This is a genomic window from Caballeronia sp. LZ032, assembly GCF_031451315.1.
In the GTDB taxonomy this organism is placed as follows: domain Bacteria; phylum Pseudomonadota; class Gammaproteobacteria; order Burkholderiales; family Burkholderiaceae; genus Caballeronia.
Genome location: NZ_JARUXP010000001.1, coordinates 2,110,517 through 2,134,885, shown reverse-complemented (window position 1 = coordinate 2,134,885; position 24,369 = coordinate 2,110,517). Strand labels below are relative to the sequence as shown.

The following is a 24,369-nucleotide window of genomic DNA, read 5'->3' as shown; positions in this document are numbered from 1 at the left end:
TGCTGTCAACGCCCAATCTTCATTCGATTACCTGAAGAAGGGGCGCGCATCTCACACGAAACGACGGGCGATGCCGGACGTCGCTGAACGTATCAGCGCTCGAGCAGATTCAGCTTGTCCTTGACGTCCTTGAACTCGTCCGACTCCGGCAGCGGCGCCTTGGTCTTGGTGATGCTCGGCCAGTTGCGGGCGAGATCGGCGTTCAGTTCAGTGAAGTGCTGCTGATCCCCGGGTACATCTTCTTCGGCGTAGATCGCGTTGACCGGGCATTCGGCGACGCACACGGCGCAGTCGATGCACTCGTCCGGATCGATCGCGAGAAAGTTGGGACCTTCGCGGAAGCAATCCACCGGGCACACGTCCACGCAATCGGTGAACTTGCACTTGATGCAGCTTTCGGTCACAACGTGAGTCATTCAGGCTCCTGCATGCGGAATTCGTGGGGGCTGCGCCCTGGGCGGCTGCATGGGCCGGGAGGTGCGCTTGCGGAAACGCGTATTGTAGCGTAATAGGAAAAACGGACGCGAGCGCCCGCAACGCCTGCCTTATATCGATTCGTGATGTGGGTATATGCGGTACGGGAAGCCTTTGCAGCGGGCTTGAAAGGGCGTCATGCCCCATGCCGGCGCGCACATTCGGGTAACATGACCTGCGGGGCGTAATCGGGTCAGAGTCTGTTTGACGCAAGCCCGGCCGCCATCAATGCACATCGAGACAGCATCGGGCCAGCGGGGCAGGCGGCTCGAACCGGTGCGTCGTCTTTTCGCGTGGATGTTTCAGCCAGAACCATGATCATCACTTCGCTGCTCGACACCGACCTCTATAAATTCACGATGATGCAGGTCGTGCTGCATCATTTTCCGGCCGCGCACGCCGAGTATCGCTTTCGCTGCCGCACGCCGAATGTCGATCTCACGCCGTACATCGACGAAATTCGCGACGAAGTCCGTCAGCTCTGCAATCTGCGCTTCAAGGAAGAAGAACTCGACTATCTGCGGCGCATGCGCTTCATCAAGAGCGACTTCATCGACTTCCTCGCGCTGTTCCATCTGAACGAGAAGTCCATTCGCATCGCGCCCTCGGCGAAGAATAACGGCGAGATCGATATCGACATCGAAGGACCCTGGCTGCATACCATCCTCTTCGAGATTCCGGTGCTCGCGATCGTCAACGAGGTCTACTTCCGCAACACCCAGCGCAAGCCCGAATACGAAACCGGCCGCGAACGCCTGCGCGAGAAGATCAAGCTGCTCGCCACGCCGCCCGAATATTCCGACTGCAAGATCGCCGACTACGGCACGCGCCGCCGCTTTTCCAAGCAGTGGCACGAGGAAGTCGTGCTGACGCTCAAGGAACGCCTGGGCGCGCAGTTCGCCGGCACGAGCAACGTCTACTACGCGATGAAGCACGGCCAGCGCCCGCTCGGCACCATGGCGCATGAGTACTTGCAGGCGTGCCAGGCGCTGGGTCCGCGCCTGCGCGATTCGCAGATCTACGGCTTCGAGATGTGGGCCAAGGAATATCGCGGCGACCTGGGCATCGCGCTGTCGGACGTGTACGGCATGAAGGCGTTCCTGAACGACTTCGACATGTACTTCTGCAAGCTCTTCGACGGCGCGCGGCACGACTCGGGCGATCCGTTCGACTGGGGCGAGCGCCTGCTGCGCCATTACGAAGAGAACCGCTGCGACCCGCGCACCAAGATCCTCGTGTTCTCGGACGCGCTCGATATCCCCAAGGTGCTGCAGCTTTACGAACGTTTCCGTGGCCGCTGCCAGCTCGCGTTCGGCGTCGGCACGAATCTCACCAACGATCTCGGCTATCAGCCGCTGCAGATCGTCATCAAGATGGTTCGCTGCAACGGGCAGCCGGTGGCGAAGCTCTCGGACTCGCCGGGCAAGAACATGTGCGACGACCGCGCCTATCTTGCCTACCTGCGCCAGGTGTTCGGCATCGAGCAGCCGGTGGGCGAACTCTGACGCGTACCTTGTTGAGTGCCTTGTTCGCGCCGCCGGCCCAGGCCGTCCGGCCGAGGTTCGCGCGCAAACCCCGCTCGCTATAATCCGACGCGTCGCTGATCGATTCGGCTCACACATCTACGCATTCACGCATTCACCCAGCATCGCAGAGGAAAGAGGACGGCACCATGGATACATCGGCCGCGCGCCGCACCATTCTCGCGCGCATCCGCAGTGCGCAGGGTCGTCACGGCGAGCCGACGGACGCCGAGCGCGCGGCGGCGCAGGAGTATGTCGAGCGGCATCCGGCAGGCCCGCGTCCGCCTTTGCCGCAGACGCGCGAAGAACTCGTCGCGCGGTTCAGGCTGGAGGCCGAGCGTCTTGCCACCACCGTCGCCGAAGTCGAGTCGCTGGCCGAAACCCCTGCCGATGCCGCGCGCTATCTTCATGCGCTGAATCTCCCGACCGAGGTCGTCGCGTGGCCCGCGCTCGCTGACCTGCCGTTTGCCGAAGCCGGCCTGCACGTGTCATTGCGCAAGCCTGCCGATGCCGATCTCGTCGGCATCACCGGCTGTTTCTGCGCCACCGCCGAAACCGGCTCGCTCGTGCTGCTGTCCAGCGCCGAAACGCCCGCATCCGGCGCGCTGCTGCCTGCCACCCACATTGCCATCGTGCCGGCGTCGCGCATCGTCGCGGCGCACGAAGACGCCTTCGCGCTCATCCGCGCCGAGCGGGGCGAACTGCCGCGCGCGGTCAATTTCGTCTCGGGACCGTCGCGCACCGGCGATATCGAACAGACCATCGTGCTCGGCGCGCACGGGCCGTATCGCGTGCATGTCATCGTCGTGCGCGGAGCCTGAGTCTTATGCGGCTTCTCGCTGGCGGTATCCTGCTCGCTGTATTGGCATCGGTCACGAATCCCGCGGCGGCGGCCACGCTCGACGGCGCAACGCTCTCCGCCGCGTGGGGACTGCCGTTCATCGGCGTCTTGCTGTCCATCGCGGTCTTTCCGCTCGTGGCCGCGAAGGTTTGGCATCACCACTATGGCAAGATCGCGGCCGCGTGGACGCTCGCATTTCTCGTGCCGTTCGCCGTCGCGTTCGGGGCCGGCACTGCCGGCGGCGTGCTGCTGCACGCACTGCTCGAAGAATATATTCCCTTCATCATCCTGCTGGCCGCGCTCTATACGGTGGCGGGCGGCATCTGCGTGCGCGGCAACCTGCATGGTTCGGCGCGGCTCAACACCGGATTGCTCGCGCTCGGCACCGTGCTCGCGAGCCTCATGGGCACGACCGGCGCGGCCATGCTCCTGATCCGGCCGTTGTTGCGCGCCAACGACAACCGCAAGCACGTCGTGCATGTGGTCGTGTTCTTCATCTTTCTGGTCGCCAATGCGGGCGGCTCGCTCACGCCGCTGGGCGATCCGCCGCTGTTCCTGGGCTTCCTGAACGGCGTCGGATTTTTCTGGACCACGCTGCATCTCGCGCTGCCCATGCTGGTGCTTTGCGTCGCGTTGCTCGCGCTGTTTTATCTGCTCGACAGCCACTACTGGCGCAAGCACGATGCTCGCCGGCCGGCACTCGACCCGACGCCCGATACGCCGTCGCTCGGCGTCGACGGCAAGATCAACTTCGCGTTGCTCGCCGCCATCGTCGCGCTGGTGCTGATGAGCGGCGTGTGGAAGCCCGGCATCGCGTTCAATGTGTTCGGCACGCAGGTGCAGTTGCAGAATCTCGTGCGCGATGTGCTGCTTGCCGGCGTGCTGCTGGCATCGCTCGCATGGACGCCGAACAGTGCGCGCGAGGGCAATGCGTTCGACTGGGCGCCCATCGCGGAAGTGGCCAGGCTGTTCGCCGCGATCTTCGTCACCATCGCGCCGGTCATCACCATCCTGCGCGCGGGCGCGGACGGCGCGTTCGCGGGCATCGTGCACGCGGTGTCGGACGCGAACGGCAAGCCGGTGGACCTGGCGTACTTCTGGGCCACGGGCCTGTTGTCGTCATTCCTCGACAACGCGCCCACCTATCTCGTGTTCTTCAATCTCGCGGGTGGCGACGCCCGCACGCTCATGACCACCGACGCCACCACGCTCGCCGCCATTTCCGCGGGCGCGGTCTTCATGGGCGCGAACACGTATATCGGCAATGCGCCGAATTTCATGGTCAAGGCGATCGCCGAGTCGCGCGGCGTGCGCATGCCGAGTTTCTTCGGCTATATCGCGTGGTCGGGCGTCGTCTTGCTGCCGCTTTTCGCCATGCTGGGCTGGCTATTTTTCCGGGAGTAGGCAATGAAGAAGAAAGTGCTTGTCGCACGATCCACGTTCCCTGATGTGATCGAGCGGCTGAAACAATACTTCGATGTGGACGCCAACCTGGGCGATGTCCTTCCGCAGGATGAATTCGTCCGGCGTCTCGCCAATTGCGACGGCGCGTTCACGGCCGGAGAGCGCGTCGGCGACGCCGAACTCGCGGCCGCGCCGAAGCTGAAAGTGGTTGCGAACATGGCAGTCGGCTACAACAACTTCGACATGCAGGCCTTCGACGCACACGGCGTGCTCGGCACCAACACGCCGGACGTGCTCAACGAAAGCACCGCCGACTTCGGCTGGGCGCTGATGATGGCGGCCGCGCGCCGCGTGACCGAGTCGGAGCATTTCCTGCGCGCGGGCCAGTGGCAGAAATGGTCCTTCGATTCCTTCCTCGGCGCGGACGTCTACGGCTCGACGCTCGGCGTGATCGGCATGGGGCGCATCGGGCAGGCGCTCGCGCGGCGGGCCAGCGGCTTCAACATGCGCGTGCTGTATCACAACCGTTCGCGCGTCGCGCCCGAGATCGAGGCCGCGCTGAATGCGGAGTACGCGTCGAAGGAAGATCTGCTGAAGCGCGCGGATCACGTGGTGCTCGTCGTGCCGTATTCGAAGGAGAGCCATCACACCATCGGCGCGGCCGAGCTCGCGCTGATGAAGCCGACCGCGACGCTCACGAACATCGCGCGCGGCGGCATCGTCGACGATGCCGCGCTGATCGCCGCTTTGCGTGACAAGCGCATCGCCGCGGCGGGCCTCGATGTCTTCGAAGGCGAGCCGAACTTCAATCCTGACTTCCTGGTGCTCGACAACGTCGTGCTGACGCCGCACATCGCCAGCGCAACCGAGGCCACGCGCCGCGCCATGGCCAATCTCGCCGCCGACAACCTGATCGCCGCGCTCGGCGAAGGCCCGCGCGCGGGCAATCCGCCGAACCCGATCAACCCGGGCGTACTGAAGAAATGATGGAACTGCTGGTGGGCGCGGTCGCCGTGCTGGCGCTCGCGCTGGTGATTGCGCTCATTGCGCTGGTCGTGACGCTGCGGCGTCCGTCGCACGGCGGCATGCATGACGAGTTCGAGGCGCTCACCGATCGCGTCAACGACATGGGCGAGGCGCATGCGCGCGCGCAGGAACGGCTCGAACGCGGCCTGCGCGGCGATATCGCCGAAAGCGGGCGGGTGTCGCGCATGGAAGCTCAGAGCGGCTTCGCGCAGTTCCATCAGACGCTGTCGACGCAACTGGCGAGTACAGCGAACGTGCAGAACGCCCAGTTCGACGCGCTTGCGCAACAACTGGCGCAACAGAGCCAGCAGGCGCGCGAGGATCAGGGCAACGCGTTGAAGCGCTTCGCCGATTCGATCTCGCTGCATCTCGCGCAGCTGTCGGAGGCGAACGAACGGCGGCTCGGCGAGGTGCGCGCGACGCTCGAGGCGCGTCTCAAGGACATCGAGGCGAACAACGCGACGAAGCTCGACGAAATGCGCCGCACCGTCGATGAAAAGCTGCACGCCACGCTGGAGCAACGGCTGGGCGAGTCGTTCAAGCTGGTGTCGGACAGGCTGGAGCAGGTGCATCGCGGACTGGGCGAAATGCAGACACTCGCGGCGGGCGTCGGCGACCTGAAGAAGGTGCTGACCAACGTCAAGACGCGCGGCACCTGGGGCGAAGTGCAGCTCGAAGCACTGCTGGAGCAGCTGCTCACGCCGGAGCAGTACGCCAAGAACGTCGCTACGGTGCCGAAGAGCAACGAACGCGTGGAATTCGCGATCAAGCTCCCAGGCCGTCATGACGCGCCGGGAGCGTCCTCGACATCCGATGAAGCCGCCACGCCTGTGTGGCTGCCCATCGACGCGAAGTTTCCGCGCGAGGACTACGAGCGTCTGATCGACGCGCAGGAACGTGCCGATCCGGCCGCGGTCGAGGACGCCGCACGCGCGCTCGAAGGCCGGTTGCGCGCGGAGGCAAAGGCGATCGCGCAGAAATACGTCGCGCCGCCGCATACCACCGACTTCGCGCTGCTGTTCCTGCCGACCGAAGGTCTGTATGCCGAAGCGCTGCGTCGCCCTGGTCTGAGCGATGCGTTGCAGCGCGACTATCGCGTGAGCATTGCCGGGCCGACGACGCTGACCGCGCTGCTCAACAGCTTGCAGATGGGCTTCCGCACGCTGGCCATCGAGAAGCGTTCCAGCGAGGTCTGGCAGGTGCTGGGCGCGGTGAAGACCGAGTTCGGCAAGTTCGGCGACGTGCTGGCGCGGACCAAGTCGCAGCTGGAAACGGTCACGCGCTCGATCGAGGCGGCGCAGACGCGCACGCGGCAGATGAACAAGCGGCTTCGCGACGTGGAAGCGTTGCCGGGAGAGCGGGCGGCGGGGCTGCTGGGCGAGGCGTCGGGTGACGCACCCCCGCCCGAAGGTGAAGAAGACGAGTGACCTACGAAGACACAGCCAGCCGTTCGAGCGGCTCGCCCGTGACGCGCACGATGCGCCAGTCGGGCAGCACGGTCGCGCCCATCTTTTCGTAGAAGTCGATGGCGTTCTGGTTCCAGTCGAGCACCGACCATTCGAAGCGGCCGCATTGACGCTCCACTGCGAGCGCGGCCAGCTTCTTCAACATCTGCGTGCCGAGGCCACTGCCGCGCATCGAGGGACGTACGTAGAGGTCTTCGAGGTACAGCCCGCGCTTGCCCAGGAAGGTCGAGAAATTCTGGAAGAACAACGCATACGAGACGATCTCGCCGTTCTGTTCGGCAACCAGCGCTTCGGCGGCCGGGCGCGCGCCGAACAACGCATCGTGCACGTCCTGCTCGGTGGCGATAAACAGATGCGTCAGCTTCTCGAACTCGGCCAGTTCGAGCATCAGCGCGAACACGGCGCCGACATCGGCGGGCGTCGCCGCGCGGATCAGGGCGGCGCTCATGCTTCCTCCGGCGCGTCGGACAGCGTGATCTCAATGCCGCCGAAACGCGACGCCACCCAGTTGTACGCGTGACAGGCAATCCACAGCAGGATGAAGCCGAGTATCGCGTTGAGCAGCAGCGCGCTCGTGACCGTGCTGACTTCCACCGAGCCATAGCGCACGAACGCGACCACGACGCCCAGCAGCACGATCGGCACGCTGAAGGTCAGATAAACGAGGATCAGCGCCTTGGCGGTCTGTCCCGGTGCGATGAACGAAATCTGTTTTTTCATGGAAGGGTGCCCCGTCTGTCGATATAGGAATGAGGGTTACGGCGATACGCGCGCGTGGCGCAGCTATCAGATCAGGCCGTCGAACGGCACGATCTCGACATCGTCGCCGGCGTCTATGTCACCGCGAGCATGCTCGAGCACGATGAAGCAGTTCGCTTCGCTCATCGAGCTGAGCACGCCCGAGCCTTGCGGACCGGTCGTGACGACGCGCCAGCCGCCGTCGGCCTCGCGTGTCGCGATGCCGCGCTGGAATTCGGTGCGGCCCGCGCGTTTTTTCATCGGTTCCGCGGCGCGGGCGCGCAGGGCCGTGAGCGCCTGCCGCTGCGCACCCGACATGGCCAGCAAGGCCTCGCGCACGATGAAGTAGAAGGTCGCCATCACGGCGACCGGATTGCCCGGCAAGCCGAAGAACAGCGCCGAGCTGCCCGCGCCCGCGCGCTCGCCCGACCACAGGCGGCCAAACGCCAGCGGCCGGCCGGGGCGCATTGCGATCTTCCAGAAGGCGACTTCGCCGAGCGAATTCAGCAGGTCGCGCGTGAAGTCCGCATCGCCCACTGAGACGCCGCCTGAACTGATGACGACATCCGCACTGTGGGTGGCGTGACGCAGCGCGGTTTCGAGCGAGGCGCGGTCGTCGCGCACGATGCCGAGATCGAGGGTGTCGACGCCCAGGCGCCGGAGCATCGCGAAAAGCGTGTAGCGATTGCTGTCGTAGACGCTGCCCGCGCTCAGTGTTTCGCCGATGGAGCGCAATTCGTCGCCGGTCGAGAAGAAGGCCACGACGAGCCGCTTGCGCACCGCGACTTCGCCGATCCCGAGCGACGCGAGCAACCCGAGGTCCGACGCCCGCACGATGCGTCCGGCGGTCAGCGCGGGCTTGCCCTTGGCGAGATCCTCGCCCGCCAGCCGGCGATTCTGTCCCGCGCGGATGCCCGTCACGGCGAAGCGAATGGTGTCGCCTTCGCGGGTGACCTGCTCTTGCGGCACCACCGTGTCGTAGCCCGGCGGCATGAGCGCGCCGGTCATGATGCGCACGCATTCGCGCCCGCCGGACGTGGCCACGAAGGGACGGCCGGCGAACGCCGTGCCCGCGACCGGAAGTTCGACCGTTGCGCCGCCGCCCGTCACCGCCGTTACTGCCGTAGCCGCGAACGCGTAGCCGTCCATCGCGGAATTGTCGAAGGCGGGGACGTCGATGGGAGAAATCACGTCCTCCGCCAGCACGCGGCCAAGCGCGTCGTGCAGGCTCACGCGTTCGGATGGCGTGTTTGCTCCGCGCGGCATCGCCCATTGACGCACGATGTCCTGCGCGGCCTCGACGGGCAGCGCATTCGGATCGTACTGAGCAACGGAGGCGAAGAGTTCCTTGGGCGTGGTCATGAATCGGAGTGGATCGCGGCCTGCGTCGGGCGGTGAGACCATGCCACGGCAGCGGAGAGAACAAGCAGCCCGGAAGGATCAGGCCGCATGGGCGGACGCGAGCGAACAGCGGGTTGAGCGGTCAGTCGCGCTCCAGCTCGGCCAGCTGCTGCAAATCGTTGACATTGTAAAACGCACGTACATCGTGAAATTGGACTTCGGCCGCCGTGTGGCGCGCGTACCACGCGCGCACCTTGCGCTCGCCGGCGTCCAGCCAGGCGTGGAGATCGTCGGCAAGCGAGGTGCGCAGCAGCGCGAACACCGGATGCGCCTGCACGTCGCCGGAGGCCTCGACCGTCGCCGCATACGCAATGTCGACACCCTTTGTTTCGAGCGCCTGCAGCAGCGCGGCGCCCAGATGTTCGTCGACGAACGGCGCGTCGCAGGGCGCGGTCAGCACGAAGCCGGTGCGCGCCTCGCGCAGCGCGGCCGCGATGCCGGCAAGCGGTCCGGGATATTCGCCGCGGGTATCGGCGATGACGCGCGCGTTGAACGGCGCGCCGAGACGCGCGTAGTCATCGAGCGAGCGGTTGGCGCTGACCAGCATCGCGCCGGCCTGCGGTGCGAGACGCCGCATCACGTGCAGCGCGAGCGCTTCGCCGCGAAACGGCTGCATGCCCTTGTCGATGCCGCCCATGCGCGAGCCGCGTCCGCCCGCCAGCACGAGCGCCGTGATGTCGTCGGAGAAAGCATGAGGATGGGGCGTGGCCTGCACGGTCGGTTGGCCTGCGTCAGCCGCCGATGTACGACATTTCGACGCGCGGTCCGTCGCTTCGCGACTCAGCCGCCGCGCTGCCGCGCAATTGCGAATAGCGGTCGCCGCGCGCTTCCCAGATGCGCGCGATGGACGTGGCGACTTCCTCGTCGCTGGCGCCGCCGCGGATCAGCCCGCGCAAATCGTGCCCGGCGACGGCGAAAAGACAGAGGTACAGCTTGCCTTCTGTCGAGAGCCGCGCGCGCGTGCAGGTGCCGCAGAACGCGCGCGTGACGCTGGAGATCACGCCGATTTCGCCGCTGCCGTCGCGATAGCCCCAGCGTTGCGCGGTTTCGGCGTCGGTATGGGCTTCGAGCGGTGCGAGCGGGAAATGCGCGTCGATGCGCTCCACCACCTGCGCCGACGGCAGCACTTCGCTCATGTTCCAGCCATTCGAGGCGCCGACGTCCATGTATTCGATGAACCGCAGGATCGCGCCGCTGCCTTTGAAATGACGCGCCATCGGCACGATTTCCTGGTCGTTGGTGCCGCGCTTGACGACCATGTTCACCTTGAGCGGCGCGAGCCCGACCGCCTGCGCCGTGGCGATGCCTTCGAGCACGTCGCCGACCGCGAAGTCGGCGTCGTTCATGCGGCGGAACAGCGCGTCGTCGAGGGCGTCGAGGCTGACCGTGACGCGCGACAGCCCCGCGTCTTTCAGCGAGCGGGCCTTGCGCGCGAGCAGCGAACCGTTGGTGGTCAGGGTGAGGTCGAGCGGGCGGCCTTCGGGCGTGCGCAGCAGCGCCAGCCGCTCGATCAGAAATTCGATGTTCTTGCGCAAAAGCGGTTCGCCGCCCGTCAGGCGAATTTTTTCGACGCCGTGCGCGACGAACACGCGCGCCAGCCGCTCGATTTCCTCGAAGGAGAGCAGGGCGGCGTGCGGCAGAAACGAGTAGTGCTTGTCGAACACCTCGCGCGGCATGCAGTACACGCAGCGGAAGTTGCAGCGGTCGGTCACCGAGATGCGCAGGTCGCGCAAAGGACGCGCGAGCGTGTCCGTGAGCAGCCCCGATGGCGCAGCAGCGACGCCGGCGAAGGCCGGAATCGCGCTGATGTCGGTCACGGGGATGATGCGTCGGGACATGGTGATTGGGTTTCGGCTCGACCGTTGCGGTCTTGTTCGAGGGTTGCGAATCGTTCTATGACGCTGCCATTTTAACGGAAGCTTCTCATTGGAGTCGCAAGGGGGATACCCGCGCGGGGTCTGGTTTTCCCGCTTTTCTTGCAGCGCTGCGCGGCGGGTGCACGAAAAAAAACGCCATCGATGTGGATCGATGGCGTTTTGTCAGCGTCCGCCCGGCAAACAGCGCGAAGCCGTGCCGGGCGGCAGAGCGCTCAATGATCGCTCAATGGGTGCCCTTGCCGGTTTCCACCTGCTGCATCGGCGTGGTGTCGGCCGGCGGGAGCGCCTTGCGTTCGCGCGGCACGCGCACCGGCGCGGGCAGGCGGGCGGCGGCGGCATCGGCTTCACGCAGCTTGGTCGCGTCCGTGTTGACCCACACGAGGCCGGCACGTTCGAGCATCGGCTGGAGCGCTTCCGCGGCGATCGGCGTGGCCGTCGCGGGTGCGGCGGGTGCTGTCGGGGCGGCGGGTGTGGCTGCCTGCACCGGTTCCGCTGCGACCGGCGCCTGCGCCTCGGCGGGTTCGAGCGGCGGCACGGGTTCGACGGCCGTTGCTTCGGGCGTCGGCGCAACGGCGGCGACCTTCACCGGTTCGGCCACTTCGGCTTCCACGGAGGCAGGCGCCGGAACTGCTTCAGGCACGGCTTCGGCAGCGGCCGGAGCCGGCGTTTCCGCGTGAGCCGGCGTTTCCACCGGAGCGGGCGCGGCCTCGACCGGCCTGGCTTCGTCGGCGACGGGCGCGAACGGATCGACAGGCTTCGTTTCGGCAACCTTCGGCGACGGACCGAACGGGTTGTCGACCGACGGCGCCGGCTTGGCGAACATGTCAAAGCCGGCTGCTTCGGGCGTCGACGCCTTCGCTTCGACCGGTTCAGCCTTGTGAGCCTCGGCCACCGGCGCTTCTTCAGCGACGACAGGCGCGGGCGCTTGGGGCTTCGCTTCGACCGGCGCTTCAACCGGCGCTTCAACCGGCGCTTCAACCGGTTGCGCGGCAACGGTTTCGACCGGTGCCGGTGCCACTGCCGCTGCTTCGGCCGATTCCACAGCCGGACGCGCTTCGCGACGCGCCGACACTTCCTGCGCGGCTTCGGCGTCGAACACGCCGGCCTGTGCGGAGGAGCTGTCCGCTGCGCCTTCGGCTTCCGCGACGTCAGCCGCGTGATTCACGGTGATGCCGTCTTCCTCGCGTTCGCGACGGCCGCCACGACGGCCACGACGACGGCGGCGACGCTCTTCGCCGTCACGCGCGCCCTGATCGGCGGATCCTGCGTCGAAGCCTGCGGCGTCCACATCGACCTGCGCCGACTCGACGATTTCCGATACCACCGTTTCGCCTTGCGTCAGTGCTTCGACGGCGGCTTCCGGCTGCGGCTTGCGGCGTTCGCCACGATCCGGCCGTTCCCCGCGCTCTGCACGTTCGGGACGATCGGCGCGTTCAGAACGATCGGCGCGCTCGGCACCGCGTTCACCACGATCCGGACGTTCGCGACGTTCCTGGCGTTCGCCTGCTTCCGGACGCGGGGCGCGTTCGGCGTTGCGCTCACGGCCTTCACGCGGCTCACGGCCTTCACGCGGCTCACGGCCTTCACGCGGCTCGCGGCCTTCACGCGGCTCGCGGCCCTCGCGCGGCTCGCGCACTTCACGCAGTTCGCGACCTTCGCGTCCCTCACGACCGCCACGCGCTTCGCGATCTTCACGGCGCGCGCCTTGCCGGCCTGCGCCGTTGCCGCCCGTGCTGCCATTGCCGCTGCTCGCGCTGCCTGCCTGCGCGCCATCACGGCCGGCGCCGCCGCTGCGGCGGTTGCGATTGCGATCGCCGCTGCCCGCGCGTTCGCTGCGCTCACGTTGCGGACGCGCGGCGGGTTGCGCCTCGACCGGAGCCGGGGCGGGCTTGACTTCCGGCGGGATGCCGAACAGGTTCTTGATCCACGCGATGAACCCGCCGCTCGCCGGCACCGGCGCCGCAACGGGCGCGGCCTCGACCGGAGCGGCCTTGACCGGCGCGCTCGGCGCGGGCTTCTCGGGCGTGATGCCCTTGACCGCGGCTTCCTGCTTCGGCTTCACCTCTTCCGCGCGCTTGCTGTAGCCGGTTTCGGATTCGAGTTCCGTCGCGGCTTCCACGGCCATCTTCCACGATGCACGCGGCTCGTCGAGGCGTGCGTCGTCGTGACGCAGGCGCTCCAGCTTGTAATGCGGCGTTTCCAGATGCTTGTTCGGAATCAGGACGACATTGACCTTGAAGCGCGATTCGATCTTGTTGATTTCCGAGCGCTTTTCGTTCAACAGGAAGGCGGTCACCTCGACCGGCACCTGGCAATGAATCGCCGCGGTGTGTTCCTTCATCGCTTCTTCCTGAATGATCCGCAGCACCTGCAGCGCGGACGATTCGGTGTCGCGGATATGGCCCGTGCCGTTGCAGCGCGGGCAGGTCACGTGGCTGCCTTCCGACAGCGCCGGACGCAGCCGCTGACGCGACAGTTCCATCAGGCCGAAGCGCGAAATCTTGCCCATTTGTACGCGGGCACGGTCGTGCTTGAGCGCGTCCTTCAGACGCTGCTCGACTTCGCGCTGGCTCTTGGCCGATTCCATGTCGATGAAATCGATCACGATCAGGCCGCCCAGATCGCGCAGACGAAGCTGGCGCGCGACTTCGTCGGCGGCTTCGAGATTGGTGCGCGTCGCGGTTTCCTCGATGTCGGCGCCCTTGGTCGCGCGCGCCGAGTTCACGTCGATGGCGACGAGCGCCTCGGTGTGATCGATCACGATCGCGCCGCCCGAGGGCAGCGGCACCGTGCGCGAATACGCGGTTTCGATCTGGTGCTCGATCTGGAAGCGCGAGAACAGCGGCACGTCGTCGTGATAGCGCTTCACCTTCGAGAGGTTGTCGGGCATCACGATGTCCATGAAGGCGCGCGCCTGGTCATGGATTTCGGTCGTGTCGATGAGGATTTCGCCGATGTCCGGCTGGAAATAATCGCGGATCGCGCGAATGACGAGGCTGGATTCGAGATAGATCAGCATCGGCTGGCCGGCGACGCCGCTTTGCGAAGCGGCTTCGATCGCGCGCCACAGCTGCATCAGGTAGTTCAGGTCCCACTGCAGCTCTTCCGCCGAACGGCCGATGCCCGCCGTGCGCGCGATGATGCTCATGCCTTCCGGCAGTTCGAGCTGCGCCATGGTTTCGCGCAGTTCCTGACGCTCGTCGCCCTCGATGCGGCGCGACACGCCGCCGCCGCGCGGGTTGTTCGGCATCAGGACCAGATAGCGGCCGGCCAGCGAAATGAACGTGGTCAGCGCCGCGCCCTTGTTGCCGCGCTCTTCCTTCTCGACCTGGACGATGAGTTCCTGGCCTTCGCGCAGCGCGTCCTGGATGCGCGCGGAGCGCATGTCGACGCCGTCGCGGAAATACTGGCGGGCGACTTCCTTGAACGGCAGGAAGCCATGGCGGTCCTCGCCGTAGTTGACGAAGCAGGCTTCGAGCGACGGCTCGATGCGGGTGACGACTCCCTTGTAGATGTTGCCTTTGCGCTGTTCGCGCCCGGCGGTTTCGATGTCGATGTCGATGAGTTTCTGCCCATCGACGATGGCGACGCGCAATTCTTCTTGCTGCGTCGCGTTAAACAGCATGCGTTTCATGGAACGGCTCCAGAGCGGCTTTCGTCCTCCCTCGTCAGGCGAATCGGCGTCAGTGACGGATGAAGGTCACGCGCGCGAGGCGGGAAGGCGGGCGAGCCGCGCTTTTTTGTGTGTTGTCACAAAGCACGCTGGAGCGGGATTTCTGGCGGGAGAATTGCCGAAAGCAGGCGACAGCCGCCAGCGCGGCGGCCGTGCCATGGGGCACCTGCGAAACAACGGCGAGGCGAAGTCGAGCCGCGCGGCGCGTGGCGAGGATGGACGGCGGCGTGGCGGACGGACGTCCGGGAAGTCCGAAACGACCCGACGCACTGCCCGCCCGACGCGCTTTGCAGCGCCTGAATCCTCCCAACGGTGGCCGCGGAAGAGCGGTCTCGCGCACACCGGCGCGATGCTGCATAACCGGTTCTTCCTGCGGCCAGGCCGCGCCGGCGCCGCCGCGGGCCTTGTATCGCGCCCGTCAGCCGGCTGCCGTGTGTCTCGCCTCATGGCGGCGTGATCGCGCTTCGCAGATTACAGCGCAGCAGCGATTCCGCCGGCAATTGTTCGCAAAACCGGCGAGCGTAGATTGCCTGTTTCTCCTGCTCATGCGCAATTTCGCGCAGGACCGATTCAGGCGGCGACCGGTTGTTGCACCGGGCGCCTTCGCTTCTCGCCGATAAAATTCTTTTTGACCAGAAATCCGTTACCGACCGGCGATCGACTCGACCGAACGCGCCTGTGGGCTTCGTCCCTGCCGGTGATATCGCCGTGCGTGCAACTCGCTGCTCTCTGTATTCAGGGTGAGCAACCGACCTTGGGCGCAAGTAAAATGATGGTTTATCGCTTGCACCTGTACAGTCTGATCAATCGCGGCCAGTGCTTGATCTAAAGCACCAACCTTTTCAGACTGCTCGCAAATTATATTCAGAATGAATGAGTTAGGCAAAACTTCCCAGAAACAGGTCGCGAGCGAACAGGTGTCGATGATCGAAGTCGACGAGACTGCCGCCGGTCAGCGGATCGACAACTTCCTGCTGCGCGTCTGTAAAGGCGTGCCAAAGAGCCATATTTACCGGATTCTCCGCAGCGGCGAAGTACGCGTGAACAAGGGCCGCATCGACGCCGCGTACCGTCTCGAAATGGGCGATCTGGTGCGCGTGCCGCCCATTCGCACGGCCCAGGCGGACGAAACGCCGGTGTCGTCGAACGCGCCGGCCGCCGAATTTCCCATCCTGTTCGAAGACGAGCATCTGATCGTCATCGACAAACCCTCGGGCGTCGCGGTGCACGGCGGCAGCGGCGTGGCGTTCGGCGTGATCGAGCAGCTGCGCAACGCCCGGCCGCACGCAAAGTTCCTCGAACTGGTGCATCGGCTGGACCGCGAAACCTCCGGCGTGCTGATGCTCGCGAAGAAACGCGCCGCGCTGGTCAATCTGCATGAGCAGATTCGGGAAAATCGCGTCGACAAGCGCTATTACGCGGTCGGTCATGGCGACTGGCCCGCCGATTGGGGCCGCCGGCGCATCGTGAAGGCGCCGCTGCACAAATACGTCGCCGCCGACGGCGAGCGCCGCGTGCGCATCCAGGAAAGCGGCCTGCCGTCGCACACGGTGTTCAATCTGATCGAACGCTGGGACGAATACGCGTGGGTCGAGGCGGAACTGAAGACCGGGCGCACGCATCAGATCCGCGTGCACATGGCGAGCATCGGCCTGCCGATTGCGGGCGACGCCAAGTACGGCGACTTCGCGCTGAACAAGGATCTGGCGCGTCCGAGCGCGAAAGCGTCGCTGAAACGCATGTTTCTGCACGCTTACCGGCTGAAGATCACCCATCCGGCGAGCGGCGAACCGATCCAGTTCGAAGCGCCGCTGCCCGCCGAGTGCCGGCGCTTCATCGAACAACTCAAAAATCGTGAGACACCGTAAATGCCGCGGAAGCAATTCGATCTGATCGTTTTCGACTGGGACGGCACGCTGATGGATTCGACCGTCCACATCACGCGCAGCATCCAGGCCGCCTGCCGCGACCTGGGCCTGCTGGTTCCCGCCGATGAATCCGCCAGCTATGTGATCGGCCTCGGGCTCAAGGATGCGCTGCAAATTTGCGCGCCGACCCTCGATCCCGCCGACTACCCGCGCTTGGCCGAGCGTTATCGCTTCCACTTCCTGACGAAAGGGCAGGAAACCGAGCTGTTTTCCGGCGTGCGCGAAATGCTGCAGGACCTGCGCGACGAGGGCTATTTCCTCGCGGTCGCGACGGGCAAGAGCCGGGTCGGGCTGAATCGCGCGCTGGATCAGTCGCGCCTGACGAGCGCCTTCGACGGCACGCGCTGCGCCGACGAGACCTTCTCCAAGCCGCATCCCGCCATGTTGCACGAGCTCACGCGCGAACTCGGCCAGGATCTCGGGCGCACCGTGATGGTCGGCGACACGACGCACGACTTGCAGATGGCGATCAACGCGGGCGCGGCGGGCGTCGGCGTGGGTTATGGCGCGCATCCGGCGGATTCGCTCGCGGTGCTCAAGCCGCATTTCTGCGCGGACAGTGTCGCGTCGCTGGCCGGCTGGCTCAGGGAGCACGCATGAGCGAAGCGGCGCGGGACGCGGTGCGCGTGTGCGCAGCGGAAGCACTCGTCGACGGCGGCGCGGGCGTTCGCGTGCCGGCGACGGACGCCGCCGGCGAGGCGGTCGTCTTCTTTGTGCGCTACGACGGCAAGCCGTACGGCTATCTGAACCGCTGCGCGCACGTGCCGATGGAGCTCGACTGGAACGAGGGTCAGTTCTTCGAGAGCTCGGGCCTATACTTGATGTGCGCGACCCACGGGGCGATCTACCAGCCCGACACCGGCAAATGCGTCGGCGGTCCGTGCCGCGGCGCCCGTCTGCGCGCCGTGACGGTCGAGGAACGCGACACGCCTGAAGGCCGCGCGGTCTTCTGGCTCCCCGATGCGTCCTTGCAGCCCGCCTGAAACACCCCGATCCATTCACTCGCCTGAACCACGCATGTCCGACAACCTTCCTCGCGGCAACGACAACTGGGAGCGCGAAGCGCTCGAGCGCATCGCCCTGGCCGCGATTCGCGAGCAGCGCGCCGCCCGGCGCTGGCGCATCTTCTTCCGCTTCCTGTTTCTGATCGTCATCGCGCTGGTTGCCTGGGGCGTGTTCGATTTCACCGGCGACCGGGCCGCGAAGGCCGGCAAGCACACGGCATTGATCGACCTGCAGGGCGAGATTTCCGCTACCGGCGACGCCAGCGCCGACAACATCGACGGCGCGCTGCAAAGCGCCTTCGAGGACGAAAACACGGCCGGCGTGATCCTGCGCATCAACAGCCCGGGCGGCAGTCCGGTGCAGGCGGGCATCATCTACGGCGAGATCAAGCGCCTGCGCGCGAAATATCCGAAAACGCCGCTGTACGTGGTCGTCGACGACATCTGCGCGTCGGGCGGCTATTACGTCGCCGCGGCGGCTGACAAGATCTACGTGAACAAGGCGAGCGTCGTCGGCTCGATCGGCGTGCTGATGGACGGCTTTGGCTTCACCGGCCTGATGGACAAGCTCGGCGTGCAGCGGCGCCTGCACACGGCGGGCGCCAACAAGGGCGAGTTCGATCCGTTCTCGCCCGAAACGCCCGCGATGACTGCCCACGCGCAGGACATGCTCGACCAGATCCACGCGCAGTTCATCGACGCCGTGAAGCAGGGCCGCGGCAAGCGCCTGAAAGACGATCCGGAGATGTTCTCCGGCCTGATCTGGACCGGCGAAAAGAGCGTCGCGCTCGGCCTCGCGGACGATTTCGGCGACGCCGGCTATGTCGCGCGCGAAGTCATCAAGCAGCCGGACATCGTCGACTACACCCAGAAGGAAAGCATCAGCGAGCGCGTGGTGCGGCGCTTCGGCGCATCGGCGGGCGATGCCGCCGTGCGCGCGCTGACGCTCGGCGGCCGGTTCCAGCTGCGCTGAGGGTCAGGACGTCAGGACATCAGGACGCGAGCAGCAGGAAGATCGCCGGACGCTTCTGCAGGTCCGGCGCGGCTTTCTTCTTCCAGTCGGCCGCCGTGCGCGTGACGATGGTTTCGCCGCCCAAGGTCAGATCCACGGCGACGCAGATCAGCGTCGAGGGTGCGCAGGCGGCGATCAGCGTGTCGAGCATCGCGCGGTTGCGATACGGCGTTTCGATGAAAATCTGCGTCTGATTGGCCTTGCGCGACAGTTGCTCGAGTTCGCGCAGGCGCTTGCCGCGCTCGGCGGCATCGACGGGCAGATAGCCGTTGAACGCAAAACTCTGGCCGTTCATGCCCGAGGCCATCAGCGCCAGCAGGATCGAGCTCGGTCCGACGAGCGGTACCACCTTCACGCCGCGATCGTGCGCACGCCGCACCAGCAGTGCGCCCGGGTCGGCGACGGCCGGGCAGCCCGCCTCGGAGACCAGCCCGGCGTCGGCGCCGGCGAGGATCGGCGCGAGCAGTCTGTCGATCTCGCCAGGCGGCGTCTTGACGTTCAACTCGCGCACGTCGATCTCTTGGATCGGCCGTTCCGTGCCGACTTTCTTCAGGAATGCGCGCGTAGTCTTGGCGTTTTCGCCGATGTAGTACCCCAGCGCGGCCGCCCGGGCGCGCACCGGATCGGGCAGCACCTGCGCGAGCGCGGCGGCGTCGCCTTCGCCGAGCGTGTTCGGAATCAGATAGAGGACGCCGCTCATTGCGCCTCCAGTACCGGCAAGCCGGCGCGGGCCAGCATGCCCGTCAGCGCGATCAGCGGCAGGCCGATCAGCGCGGTGGGATCGTCGGATTCGATCGCTTCCAGCAATGCAATCCCCAGGCCCTCGGATTTCGCGCTGCCGGCGCAATCGTAGGGCGTTTCGGCGCGCAGATAGGTTTCGATCTGCGCATCCGAATAGTGGCGAAAGCGCACGCGCGTGACGATATCGGCGGATTGGGTGTCGTTCGTGCGGCTGTCGAAGACGCACAGCGCGCTATGGAACTCGACGCTCCGGCCGCGCATTGCGCGCAGTTGCTCGACGGCCTTGTCGTGCGTGCCGGGCTTGCCGATCTGCCGGCCATCGAAGGTCGCGACCTGATCCGAGCCGATTACGAGCAGCGCGCCGGATTCCGCGACACGCTGCGCCGCCGCGCGCGCCTTGGCGGCGGAGAGGCGCAGCGCCGTCGCCTGCGGTGTTTCGTCTTCGAGCGGCGTTTCGTCGATCGCCGGCACGACGACCTCGAAGGGCACCCGCAGGCGCTCCAGCAACGCGCGCCGATACGGTGAACTCGACGCCAGAATCAGGCGCGGAAGGGGAGTTGAAGCGTCGGACATGAAGGGAAATCAGTAAAAAAGAAGGAAAAAACGGCGGTGCGCGGTGCGGCGCTTAAGTATTTGACTCGAAAGAATAAAGCCGATATGATTTTGGGCTTTTCATCGGTCGGTGCGCAAGCAGCTTTCTCCGCTCGAGGCCGATGAATCCGGTGAGACGCTTTCTGAGCAGGGCTCCGGCAGGCACAGGCAGGCAAAGGCAGGAGAAGCATGAAAGCCAGCCCGATGCAAATTCGGGCAAGCCACGCCTGACCGAATGCGGCATCGCGGTGCATACTGGGCGCTCATCGGAAGCACTAACCCGCAAGGCCTGAACTCGTTCCAGGCAAGGCACCAGCAGGAGCGCACATGACCCGGAATCCTGGCAAACCTGCGAGCCCCGCCGATCTGCGCGCGCTCGACATTTTCGAATTCGCCACCAGCGGCAGGCAGGCAGCCGGCGCACTGCGCATATCGCAGATGCCGCGCATGTTAGCCGAAGTGCCTTCCGATGTGTCGGATGTGTCGGATGCGTCGGATGCGTCGGGCAATCCGGCAGCAGGAGAGGACGATACGGTTTTCACCTGGCAGGCCGAGGGCTCGACTCAGCCGGAATTGCAGGACGACGGCGTGGAAGCGCCGCAACCATATCTGCGCCTCGCGGTCCACGGCTCGGTATGGCTCAGGTGTCAGCGTTGTCTTTCGCCGTATTCGCAGCATCTCGATGTCGATGCCACCTATCGGATCGTTGCGACGGAGGAAGAAGCGGACGAATATCCGCTCGACGACGATGAAGTCGAAGTGATCGTGGGCTCGCGCCAGTTCGATCTCATCGACTTGATCGAAGAGGAGTTGTTGTTGTCCTTGCCGCTCGTGCCCAAGCACACCGTGTGTCCCGAGGTGCACGAAAGCCTGCTCTCGGGCAGTGCCGAAGGCAGCGCGGACGACGAGTCGGAAGAAAACAGTGCGGCGGATGCGGCAGACAAGCCGAATCCGTTTGCGGTGCTGGAAAAGCTCAAGCCGGGCGTTTCCGGCGGCGGCAAGCACTGATGCACTGAACAGGTTTTGTAGCACGCAACAAACAGGTAGCGCGATGTGCGCACCCGATGGCCGTACGGCCGAGGGCTGTCGGCGGATCGGGCTGTGTTAGAATTCGCAAAATTTTTCTGGAGTAATCATGGCAGTTCAGCAAAACAAGAAGTCGCCGTCGAAGCGCGGCATGCACCGTTCCCACGACTTCCTCACGACGGCTCCGCTGGCTGTCGAGCCGAGCACGGGTGAAGTGCACCTCCGCCACCACGTGAGCCCGAATGGCTACTATCGTGGCAAGAAAGTCATCAAGACGAAGAACGACTAAGCGTTCCCCGTCGCCCGTCCGGCTCGCGGAAACCATTCTGCGGGCGCTCGGGCGCAATTCGCTCTTGACACTTTCCCGGTACGACAAGAAGGCGGCATTTCACTGCCGCTTTTTTGTGTCCGAAATTCGTCGCGTTCCATGACTGTAAAGATCACCATCGACTGCATGGGGGGCGACCACGGTCCGGCCGTGACCGTTCCCGCTGCCGTCAGTTTCGTGCGCTCGCATCCCGACGCGCATCTCATGCTCGTCGGTCTCGAGCAGCCCATCCGCGCCCAGCTCAAGAAGTGCAAGGCACTTGACGACCCTCGCCTGAGCATCGTCGCCGCGAGCGAAGTCGTCGCCATGGACGACCCGGTCGAAGTGGCGCTGCGCAAGAAGAAAGATTCGTCGATGCGCGTCGCGCTCAACCTCGTCAAGGAAGGCGCGGCGCAGACCTGCATTTCCGCCGGCAACACCGGCGCGCTCATGGCCGTCTCGCGCTACGTGCTGAAGACGCTCGCCGGCATCGAACGGCCGGCCATCGCGTTCGCCATGCCGAGCCAGAAGGGCTACACCACGGTGCTCGACCTCGGCGCCAACGTCGATTGCGAACCCGAGCATCTGCTGCAGTTCGCCGAGATGGGCCACGCGCTGGTGTCGGCGATCGAGGGCCGCGAGCGGCCGACCATCGGTCTGCTCAATATCGGCGAAGAAGTCATCAAGGGCAACGAGACCATCAAGCGCGCGGGCGAACTGCTGCGGGCGAGCACGCTCAACTTCTACGGCAACGTGGAAGGCAACGACATCTACAAGGGCACGACGGATGTCGTCGTGTGCGACGGCTTCGTCGGCAATGTCGCGCTGAAGACCTCGGAAGGTCTCGCGAAGATGCTCGCCGACATCATCAAGGAAGAGTTCAGCCGCTCGTTCGCCTCGAAGCTGATGGCGCTCGTCGCGCTGCCGGTGCTCAAGCGCTTCAAGCGCCGTGTCGATCCCGCGCAATACAACGGCGCAGCCTTGCTGGGCCTGCGCGGGCTCGTCATCAAGAGCCATGGCTCGGCCGAGGCCTTCGGTTTTGAGTGGGCGATCAAACGCGGGTATGATGCCGTCAAAAATGGCGTGCTCGAACGCCTGGTGCGCGCGATGGAAGAGAATGCGCCCGCCGCGTCGCTCGCAGCCGGCGTCGCTGCTGCCGCGGAACAACCGCAGGCGGCTTCACAGCAAGACGCGCAACCAGACACACAGCCCGCTATACAGCCCAACTCGCAGCCGAACCCGCCGGGCGAGTCCGGAACTGCGCTACATTCGAAGGCATAATGGCTCAAACCAATCTCTACTCCCGCGTGCTGGGCACCGGCAGCTATCTGCCGGACGAGCGCGTCACGAATCAGGACTTGGCCGATCGTCTCGCGAAACAGGGCGTCGAGACCAGCGACGAATGGATCGTCGCCCGCACCGGCATTCACGCGCGCCACTTCGCGGCGCCGAACCAGACCTCGAGCGACCTCGCGCTGATCGCCTCGCAGCGGGCCATCGAGGCCGCCGGCATCGACCCCCAGTCGATCGATCTGATCATCGTCGCCACGTCCACGCCGGACTTCGTGTTCCCGAGCACGGCCTGCCTGCTGCAGAACAAGCTCGGCATCCGCAATCACGGCGCCGCGTTCGACGTGCAGGCCGTCTGCTCCGGCTTCGCCTACGGCGTGGCCACCGCGGACAGCTTCATCCGCAGCGGTCTTGCCCGCACGGCGCTCGTGATCGGCGCGGAAACCTTCTCGCGCATCCTCGACTTCAAGGACCGCACCACCTGCGTGCTGTTCGGCGACGGCGCCGGCGCCATCATCCTGCAGGCGTCGGAAGAGCCGGGCGTGCTGTCGAGCGCGCTGCACGCGGACGGCAGCCATTCGGACATCCTCTGCACGCCGGGCAACGTGAACGGCGGCGTGGTCGAAGGCAGCGCGTTCCTGCACATGGATGGCCAGGCCGTCTTCAAGCTCGCCGTCAACGTGCTGGAGAAGGTCGCCGTCGAGGCGCTTGAGCGCGCCAAGCTCACGCCGGAAGACATCGACTGGCTGATCCCCCATCAGGCGAACATCCGCATCATGCAAAGCACGGCCCGCAAGCTGCACCTGCCGCCCGAGCGCATGGTGGTAACGGTCGGCGAGCATGGCAATACGTCGGCGGCGTCGATTCCGCTCGCCTTCGACGTCGCCGTGCGCGACGGCCGCATCAAGCGCGGCGACCATCTGCTGATCGAAGGCGTGGGCGGCGGTTTCACCTGGGGCGCATCGGTCATCCGCTACTGATTCCCCGGCCGCACTTCTCCAATCACTTCACCTATCCGCTGCTGATTCCCCTTCGTGACAGACCCCGCGCGCCCATGCAGCGCGCGGTCCGCGAAGGCATCGTGGCGCATTCCAGACAACGAGGACGATATGAAATTTGCGTTCGTTTTCCCCGGGCAGGGTTCGCAATCGATCGGCATGCTGAACGCATTCGCTGACCACGCCATCGTGCGCGAGACGCTGCAGCAGGCGTCCGACGCGCTCGGCCAGGATCTCGGCAAGCTGATCGCCGAGGGCCCCGCCGAAGACCTGAACCTGACGACCAACACCCAGCCGGTCATGCTGACGGCCGCATACGCGATCTACCGCGTGTGGGAGCAGGAGACCGGACTCAAGCCGGCGCTCGTCGCGGGCCATAGCCTGGGCGAATACACGGCGCTGGTCGCGGCCGGCGCGCTGGCGTTCGCGGACGCTGTGCCGCTCGTGCGTTTCCGTGCGCAGGCGATGCAGAACGCCGTGCCGGTGGGCCAGGGCGGCATGGCCGCGATCCTCGGTCTCGACGACGACACCGTGCGCGCCGTGTGCGCCGAAGCGGCATCGGCGGGCGTGGTCGAAGCGGTGAACTTCAATGCGCCCGCGCAGGTCGTGATCGCCGGTTCGAAGGCGGCGGTCGAGAAGGCCTGCGAAGTCGCGAAGGCGAAGGGCGCCAAGCGCGCGCTGCCGCTGCCGGTGTCGGCGCCGTTCCATTCGTCGCTGCTCAAGCCCGCGTCCGACCAGTTGCGCGACTATCTCGCCAAGATCGAGATCAAGGCGCCGCAGATTCCGCTGATCAATAACATCGACGTCGCCGTCGTCTCCGATCCCGCCGCGATCAAGGACGCGCTCGTGCGCCAGGCCGCGGGCCCGGTGCGCTGGGTGGAATGCGTGCAGGCGATGGCCCGCGACGGCGTCACGCACGTCGTGGAATGCGGTCCGGGCAAGGTGCTCGCGGGTCTGACGAAGCGCATCGACGGCAATCTGACCGGCGCTTCCATCTTCGATCCGGCCTCGCTCGAAGACGCACGCAGGTTGATTGCTGGCTGAACGAC

The 24,369-nt window shown here is 65.8% G+C and carries 23 protein-coding genes; 14 read left to right on the top strand and 9 right to left on the bottom strand.

Annotated elements, in window-relative coordinates; genetic code table 11:
- Positions 1 to 92: 92 nt before the first annotated feature.
- Positions 93 to 416, bottom strand: coding sequence for a ferredoxin FdxA (fdxA, locus tag QCE69_RS09940; RefSeq protein ID WP_044041465.1), 324 nt, complete (start codon positions 414 to 416; stop codon positions 93 to 95).
- A gap of 372 nt (positions 417 to 788) precedes the next feature.
- Between fdxA and pncB the strand changes: the two genes are divergently transcribed.
- From pncB to QCE69_RS09915, 5 genes are all read left to right on the top strand, one after another.
- The gene (pncB, locus tag QCE69_RS09935; RefSeq protein WP_309917454.1) at positions 789 to 1,979 is read left to right on the top strand and encodes a nicotinate phosphoribosyltransferase; all 1,191 of its coding nucleotides are present in this window, start codon (positions 789 to 791) and stop codon (positions 1,977 to 1,979) included.
- A 167-nt stretch (positions 1,980 to 2,146) separates the two neighbouring features.
- Positions 2,147 to 2,818 (top strand): lactate utilization protein C, encoded by a 672-nt coding sequence (locus QCE69_RS09930; protein ID WP_309930498.1) that lies wholly within the window; start codon positions 2,147 to 2,149, stop codon positions 2,816 to 2,818.
- A 5-nt stretch (positions 2,819 to 2,823) separates the two neighbouring features.
- Complete coding sequence (locus tag QCE69_RS09925; RefSeq protein WP_309930496.1) at positions 2,824 to 4,242, top strand: sodium:proton antiporter; 1,419 nt, start codon at positions 2,824 to 2,826, stop codon at positions 4,240 to 4,242.
- 3 nt (positions 4,243 to 4,245) lie between these two features.
- A complete protein-coding gene (locus tag QCE69_RS09920; protein ID WP_309917448.1) occupies positions 4,246 to 5,229 on the top strand; it encodes a D-glycerate dehydrogenase in 984 nt (327 codons plus the stop codon).
- The gene (locus tag QCE69_RS09915) at positions 5,226 to 6,695 is read left to right on the top strand and encodes a DNA recombination protein RmuC (RefSeq protein WP_309930494.1); all 1,470 of its coding nucleotides are present in this window, start codon (positions 5,226 to 5,228) and stop codon (positions 6,693 to 6,695) included. The genes QCE69_RS09920 and QCE69_RS09915 overlap by 4 nt, the downstream gene beginning before the upstream one ends.
- A gap of 1 nt (position 6,696) precedes the next feature.
- On the opposite strand, the gene QCE69_RS09910 is transcribed toward QCE69_RS09915, so the two are convergent.
- The 6 genes from QCE69_RS09910 to QCE69_RS09885 all read right to left on the bottom strand — a co-directional run bounded on the left by QCE69_RS09910 (position 6,697) and on the right by QCE69_RS09885 (position 14,384).
- On the bottom strand, positions 6,697 to 7,182 hold the full coding sequence (locus QCE69_RS09910) for a GNAT family N-acetyltransferase (RefSeq protein WP_309930492.1): 486 nt from the start codon (positions 7,180 to 7,182) through the stop codon (positions 6,697 to 6,699).
- Entirely contained in the window at positions 7,179 to 7,454 is a 276-nt protein-coding gene (locus QCE69_RS09905; protein ID WP_309809175.1) for a hypothetical protein, read from the bottom strand. Before QCE69_RS09905 ends, QCE69_RS09910 begins: the two co-directional genes overlap by 4 nt.
- A gap of 66 nt (positions 7,455 to 7,520) precedes the next feature.
- A complete protein-coding gene (glp, locus tag QCE69_RS09900; RefSeq protein WP_309930491.1) occupies positions 7,521 to 8,834 on the bottom strand; it encodes a gephyrin-like molybdotransferase Glp in 1,314 nt (437 codons plus the stop codon).
- Positions 8,835 to 8,955: 121 nt separating this feature from the next.
- On the bottom strand, positions 8,956 to 9,510 hold the full coding sequence (gene mobA / locus QCE69_RS09895) for a molybdenum cofactor guanylyltransferase MobA (protein ID WP_309931618.1): 555 nt from the start codon (positions 9,508 to 9,510) through the stop codon (positions 8,956 to 8,958).
- Between the two features lie 94 nt (positions 9,511 to 9,604).
- Positions 9,605 to 10,711 carry a GTP 3',8-cyclase MoaA gene (gene moaA / locus QCE69_RS09890; RefSeq protein ID WP_309917438.1) on the bottom strand — a complete coding sequence of 369 codons (1,107 nt, stop codon included), beginning with the start codon at positions 10,709 to 10,711 and terminating at the stop codon, positions 9,605 to 9,607.
- A gap of 262 nt (positions 10,712 to 10,973) precedes the next feature.
- On the bottom strand, positions 10,974 to 14,384 hold the full coding sequence (locus QCE69_RS09885) for an Rne/Rng family ribonuclease (RefSeq protein WP_309930490.1): 3,411 nt from the start codon (positions 14,382 to 14,384) through the stop codon (positions 10,974 to 10,976).
- Positions 14,385 to 15,292: 908 nt separating this feature from the next.
- Here QCE69_RS09885 and QCE69_RS09880 point away from each other — a divergent pair.
- From QCE69_RS09880 to QCE69_RS09865, 4 genes are read left to right on the top strand one after another with little or no spacing between them, the layout of a single operon-like run.
- Complete coding sequence (locus QCE69_RS09880; protein ID WP_309930487.1) at positions 15,293 to 16,291, top strand: RluA family pseudouridine synthase; 999 nt, start codon at positions 15,293 to 15,295, stop codon at positions 16,289 to 16,291.
- Positions 16,292 to 16,951 (top strand): HAD-IA family hydrolase, encoded by a 660-nt coding sequence (locus QCE69_RS09875; RefSeq protein WP_309917429.1) that lies wholly within the window; start codon positions 16,292 to 16,294, stop codon positions 16,949 to 16,951.
- On the top strand, positions 16,948 to 17,334 hold the full coding sequence (locus QCE69_RS09870) for a Rieske 2Fe-2S domain-containing protein (RefSeq protein WP_309809164.1): 387 nt from the start codon (positions 16,948 to 16,950) through the stop codon (positions 17,332 to 17,334). The genes QCE69_RS09875 and QCE69_RS09870 overlap by 4 nt, the downstream gene beginning before the upstream one ends.
- A gap of 34 nt (positions 17,335 to 17,368) precedes the next feature.
- Positions 17,369 to 18,328, top strand: a complete 960-nt coding sequence (locus QCE69_RS09865; RefSeq protein WP_309917427.1) for a S49 family peptidase — start codon at positions 17,369 to 17,371, stop codon at positions 18,326 to 18,328.
- A 19-nt stretch (positions 18,329 to 18,347) separates the two neighbouring features.
- Here QCE69_RS09865 and QCE69_RS09860 read toward each other — a convergent pair whose 3' ends face one another.
- A complete protein-coding gene (locus QCE69_RS09860) occupies positions 18,348 to 19,067 on the bottom strand; it encodes an SAM-dependent methyltransferase (RefSeq protein ID WP_309930485.1) in 720 nt (239 codons plus the stop codon).
- Positions 19,064 to 19,681 carry a Maf-like protein gene (locus QCE69_RS09855; RefSeq protein WP_309930482.1) on the bottom strand — a complete coding sequence of 206 codons (618 nt, stop codon included), beginning with the start codon at positions 19,679 to 19,681 and terminating at the stop codon, positions 19,064 to 19,066. The genes QCE69_RS09860 and QCE69_RS09855 overlap by 4 nt, the downstream gene beginning before the upstream one ends.
- Before the next feature lie 345 nt (positions 19,682 to 20,026).
- Here QCE69_RS09855 and QCE69_RS09850 point away from each other — a divergent pair, with 345 nt between their 5' ends.
- The 5 genes from QCE69_RS09850 to fabD all read left to right on the top strand — a co-directional run bounded on the left by QCE69_RS09850 (position 20,027) and on the right by fabD (position 24,364).
- Positions 20,027 to 20,707, top strand: a complete 681-nt coding sequence (locus tag QCE69_RS09850) for a YceD family protein (RefSeq protein WP_309930479.1) — start codon at positions 20,027 to 20,029, stop codon at positions 20,705 to 20,707.
- Positions 20,708 to 20,834: 127 nt separating this feature from the next.
- Positions 20,835 to 21,014, top strand: coding sequence for a 50S ribosomal protein L32 (gene rpmF / locus QCE69_RS09845; RefSeq protein WP_035501683.1), 180 nt, complete (start codon positions 20,835 to 20,837; stop codon positions 21,012 to 21,014).
- 138 nt (positions 21,015 to 21,152) lie between these two features.
- Entirely contained in the window at positions 21,153 to 22,313 is a 1,161-nt protein-coding gene (plsX, locus tag QCE69_RS09840; protein WP_309917418.1) for a phosphate acyltransferase PlsX, read from the top strand.
- Positions 22,313 to 23,302 (top strand): beta-ketoacyl-ACP synthase III, encoded by a 990-nt coding sequence (locus tag QCE69_RS09835; protein ID WP_309917415.1) that lies wholly within the window; start codon positions 22,313 to 22,315, stop codon positions 23,300 to 23,302. The genes plsX and QCE69_RS09835 overlap by 1 nt, the downstream gene beginning before the upstream one ends.
- A 129-nt stretch (positions 23,303 to 23,431) precedes the next feature.
- On the top strand, positions 23,432 to 24,364 hold the full coding sequence (gene fabD / locus QCE69_RS09830; protein WP_309930477.1) for an ACP S-malonyltransferase: 933 nt from the start codon (positions 23,432 to 23,434) through the stop codon (positions 24,362 to 24,364).
- Positions 24,365 to 24,369: the final 5 nt, after the last annotated feature.

Excerpts from the sequence above, each read along its gene's own strand:
- fdxA (WP_044041465.1), bottom strand. The coding sequence starts at position 416 with ATGACTCACGTTGTGACCGAAAGCTGCATCAAGTGCAAGTTCACCGAT.
- pncB (WP_309917454.1), top strand. The coding sequence starts at position 789 with ATGATCATCACTTCGCTGCTCGACACCGACCTCTATAAATTCACGATG.
- QCE69_RS09930 (WP_309930498.1), top strand. The coding sequence starts at position 2,147 with ATGGATACATCGGCCGCGCGCCGCACCATTCTCGCGCGCATCCGCAGT.
- QCE69_RS09925 (WP_309930496.1), top strand. The coding sequence starts at position 2,824 with ATGCGGCTTCTCGCTGGCGGTATCCTGCTCGCTGTATTGGCATCGGTC.
- QCE69_RS09920 (WP_309917448.1), top strand. The coding sequence starts at position 4,246 with ATGAAGAAGAAAGTGCTTGTCGCACGATCCACGTTCCCTGATGTGATC.
- QCE69_RS09915 (WP_309930494.1), top strand. The coding sequence starts at position 5,226 with ATGATGGAACTGCTGGTGGGCGCGGTCGCCGTGCTGGCGCTCGCGCTG.
- QCE69_RS09910 (WP_309930492.1), bottom strand. The coding sequence starts at position 7,182 with ATGAGCGCCGCCCTGATCCGCGCGGCGACGCCCGCCGATGTCGGCGCC.
- QCE69_RS09905 (WP_309809175.1), bottom strand. The coding sequence starts at position 7,454 with ATGAAAAAACAGATTTCGTTCATCGCACCGGGACAGACCGCCAAGGCG.
- glp (WP_309930491.1), bottom strand. The coding sequence starts at position 8,834 with ATGACCACGCCCAAGGAACTCTTCGCCTCCGTTGCTCAGTACGATCCG.
- mobA (WP_309931618.1), bottom strand. The coding sequence starts at position 9,510 with ATGGGCGGCATCGACAAGGGCATGCAGCCGTTTCGCGGCGAAGCGCTC.
- moaA (WP_309917438.1), bottom strand. The coding sequence starts at position 10,711 with ATGTCCCGACGCATCATCCCCGTGACCGACATCAGCGCGATTCCGGCC.
- QCE69_RS09885 (WP_309930490.1), bottom strand. The coding sequence starts at position 14,384 with ATGAAACGCATGCTGTTTAACGCGACGCAGCAAGAAGAATTGCGCGTC.
- QCE69_RS09880 (WP_309930487.1), top strand. The coding sequence starts at position 15,293 with ATGAATGAGTTAGGCAAAACTTCCCAGAAACAGGTCGCGAGCGAACAG.
- QCE69_RS09875 (WP_309917429.1), top strand. The coding sequence starts at position 16,292 with ATGCCGCGGAAGCAATTCGATCTGATCGTTTTCGACTGGGACGGCACG.
- QCE69_RS09870 (WP_309809164.1), top strand. The coding sequence starts at position 16,948 with ATGAGCGAAGCGGCGCGGGACGCGGTGCGCGTGTGCGCAGCGGAAGCA.
- QCE69_RS09865 (WP_309917427.1), top strand. The coding sequence starts at position 17,369 with ATGTCCGACAACCTTCCTCGCGGCAACGACAACTGGGAGCGCGAAGCG.
- QCE69_RS09860 (WP_309930485.1), bottom strand. The coding sequence starts at position 19,067 with ATGAGCGGCGTCCTCTATCTGATTCCGAACACGCTCGGCGAAGGCGAC.
- QCE69_RS09855 (WP_309930482.1), bottom strand. The coding sequence starts at position 19,681 with ATGTCCGACGCTTCAACTCCCCTTCCGCGCCTGATTCTGGCGTCGAGT.
- QCE69_RS09850 (WP_309930479.1), top strand. The coding sequence starts at position 20,027 with ATGACCCGGAATCCTGGCAAACCTGCGAGCCCCGCCGATCTGCGCGCG.
- rpmF (WP_035501683.1), top strand. The coding sequence starts at position 20,835 with ATGGCAGTTCAGCAAAACAAGAAGTCGCCGTCGAAGCGCGGCATGCAC.
- plsX (WP_309917418.1), top strand. The coding sequence starts at position 21,153 with ATGACTGTAAAGATCACCATCGACTGCATGGGGGGCGACCACGGTCCG.
- QCE69_RS09835 (WP_309917415.1), top strand. The coding sequence starts at position 22,313 with ATGGCTCAAACCAATCTCTACTCCCGCGTGCTGGGCACCGGCAGCTAT.
- fabD (WP_309930477.1), top strand. The coding sequence starts at position 23,432 with ATGAAATTTGCGTTCGTTTTCCCCGGGCAGGGTTCGCAATCGATCGGC.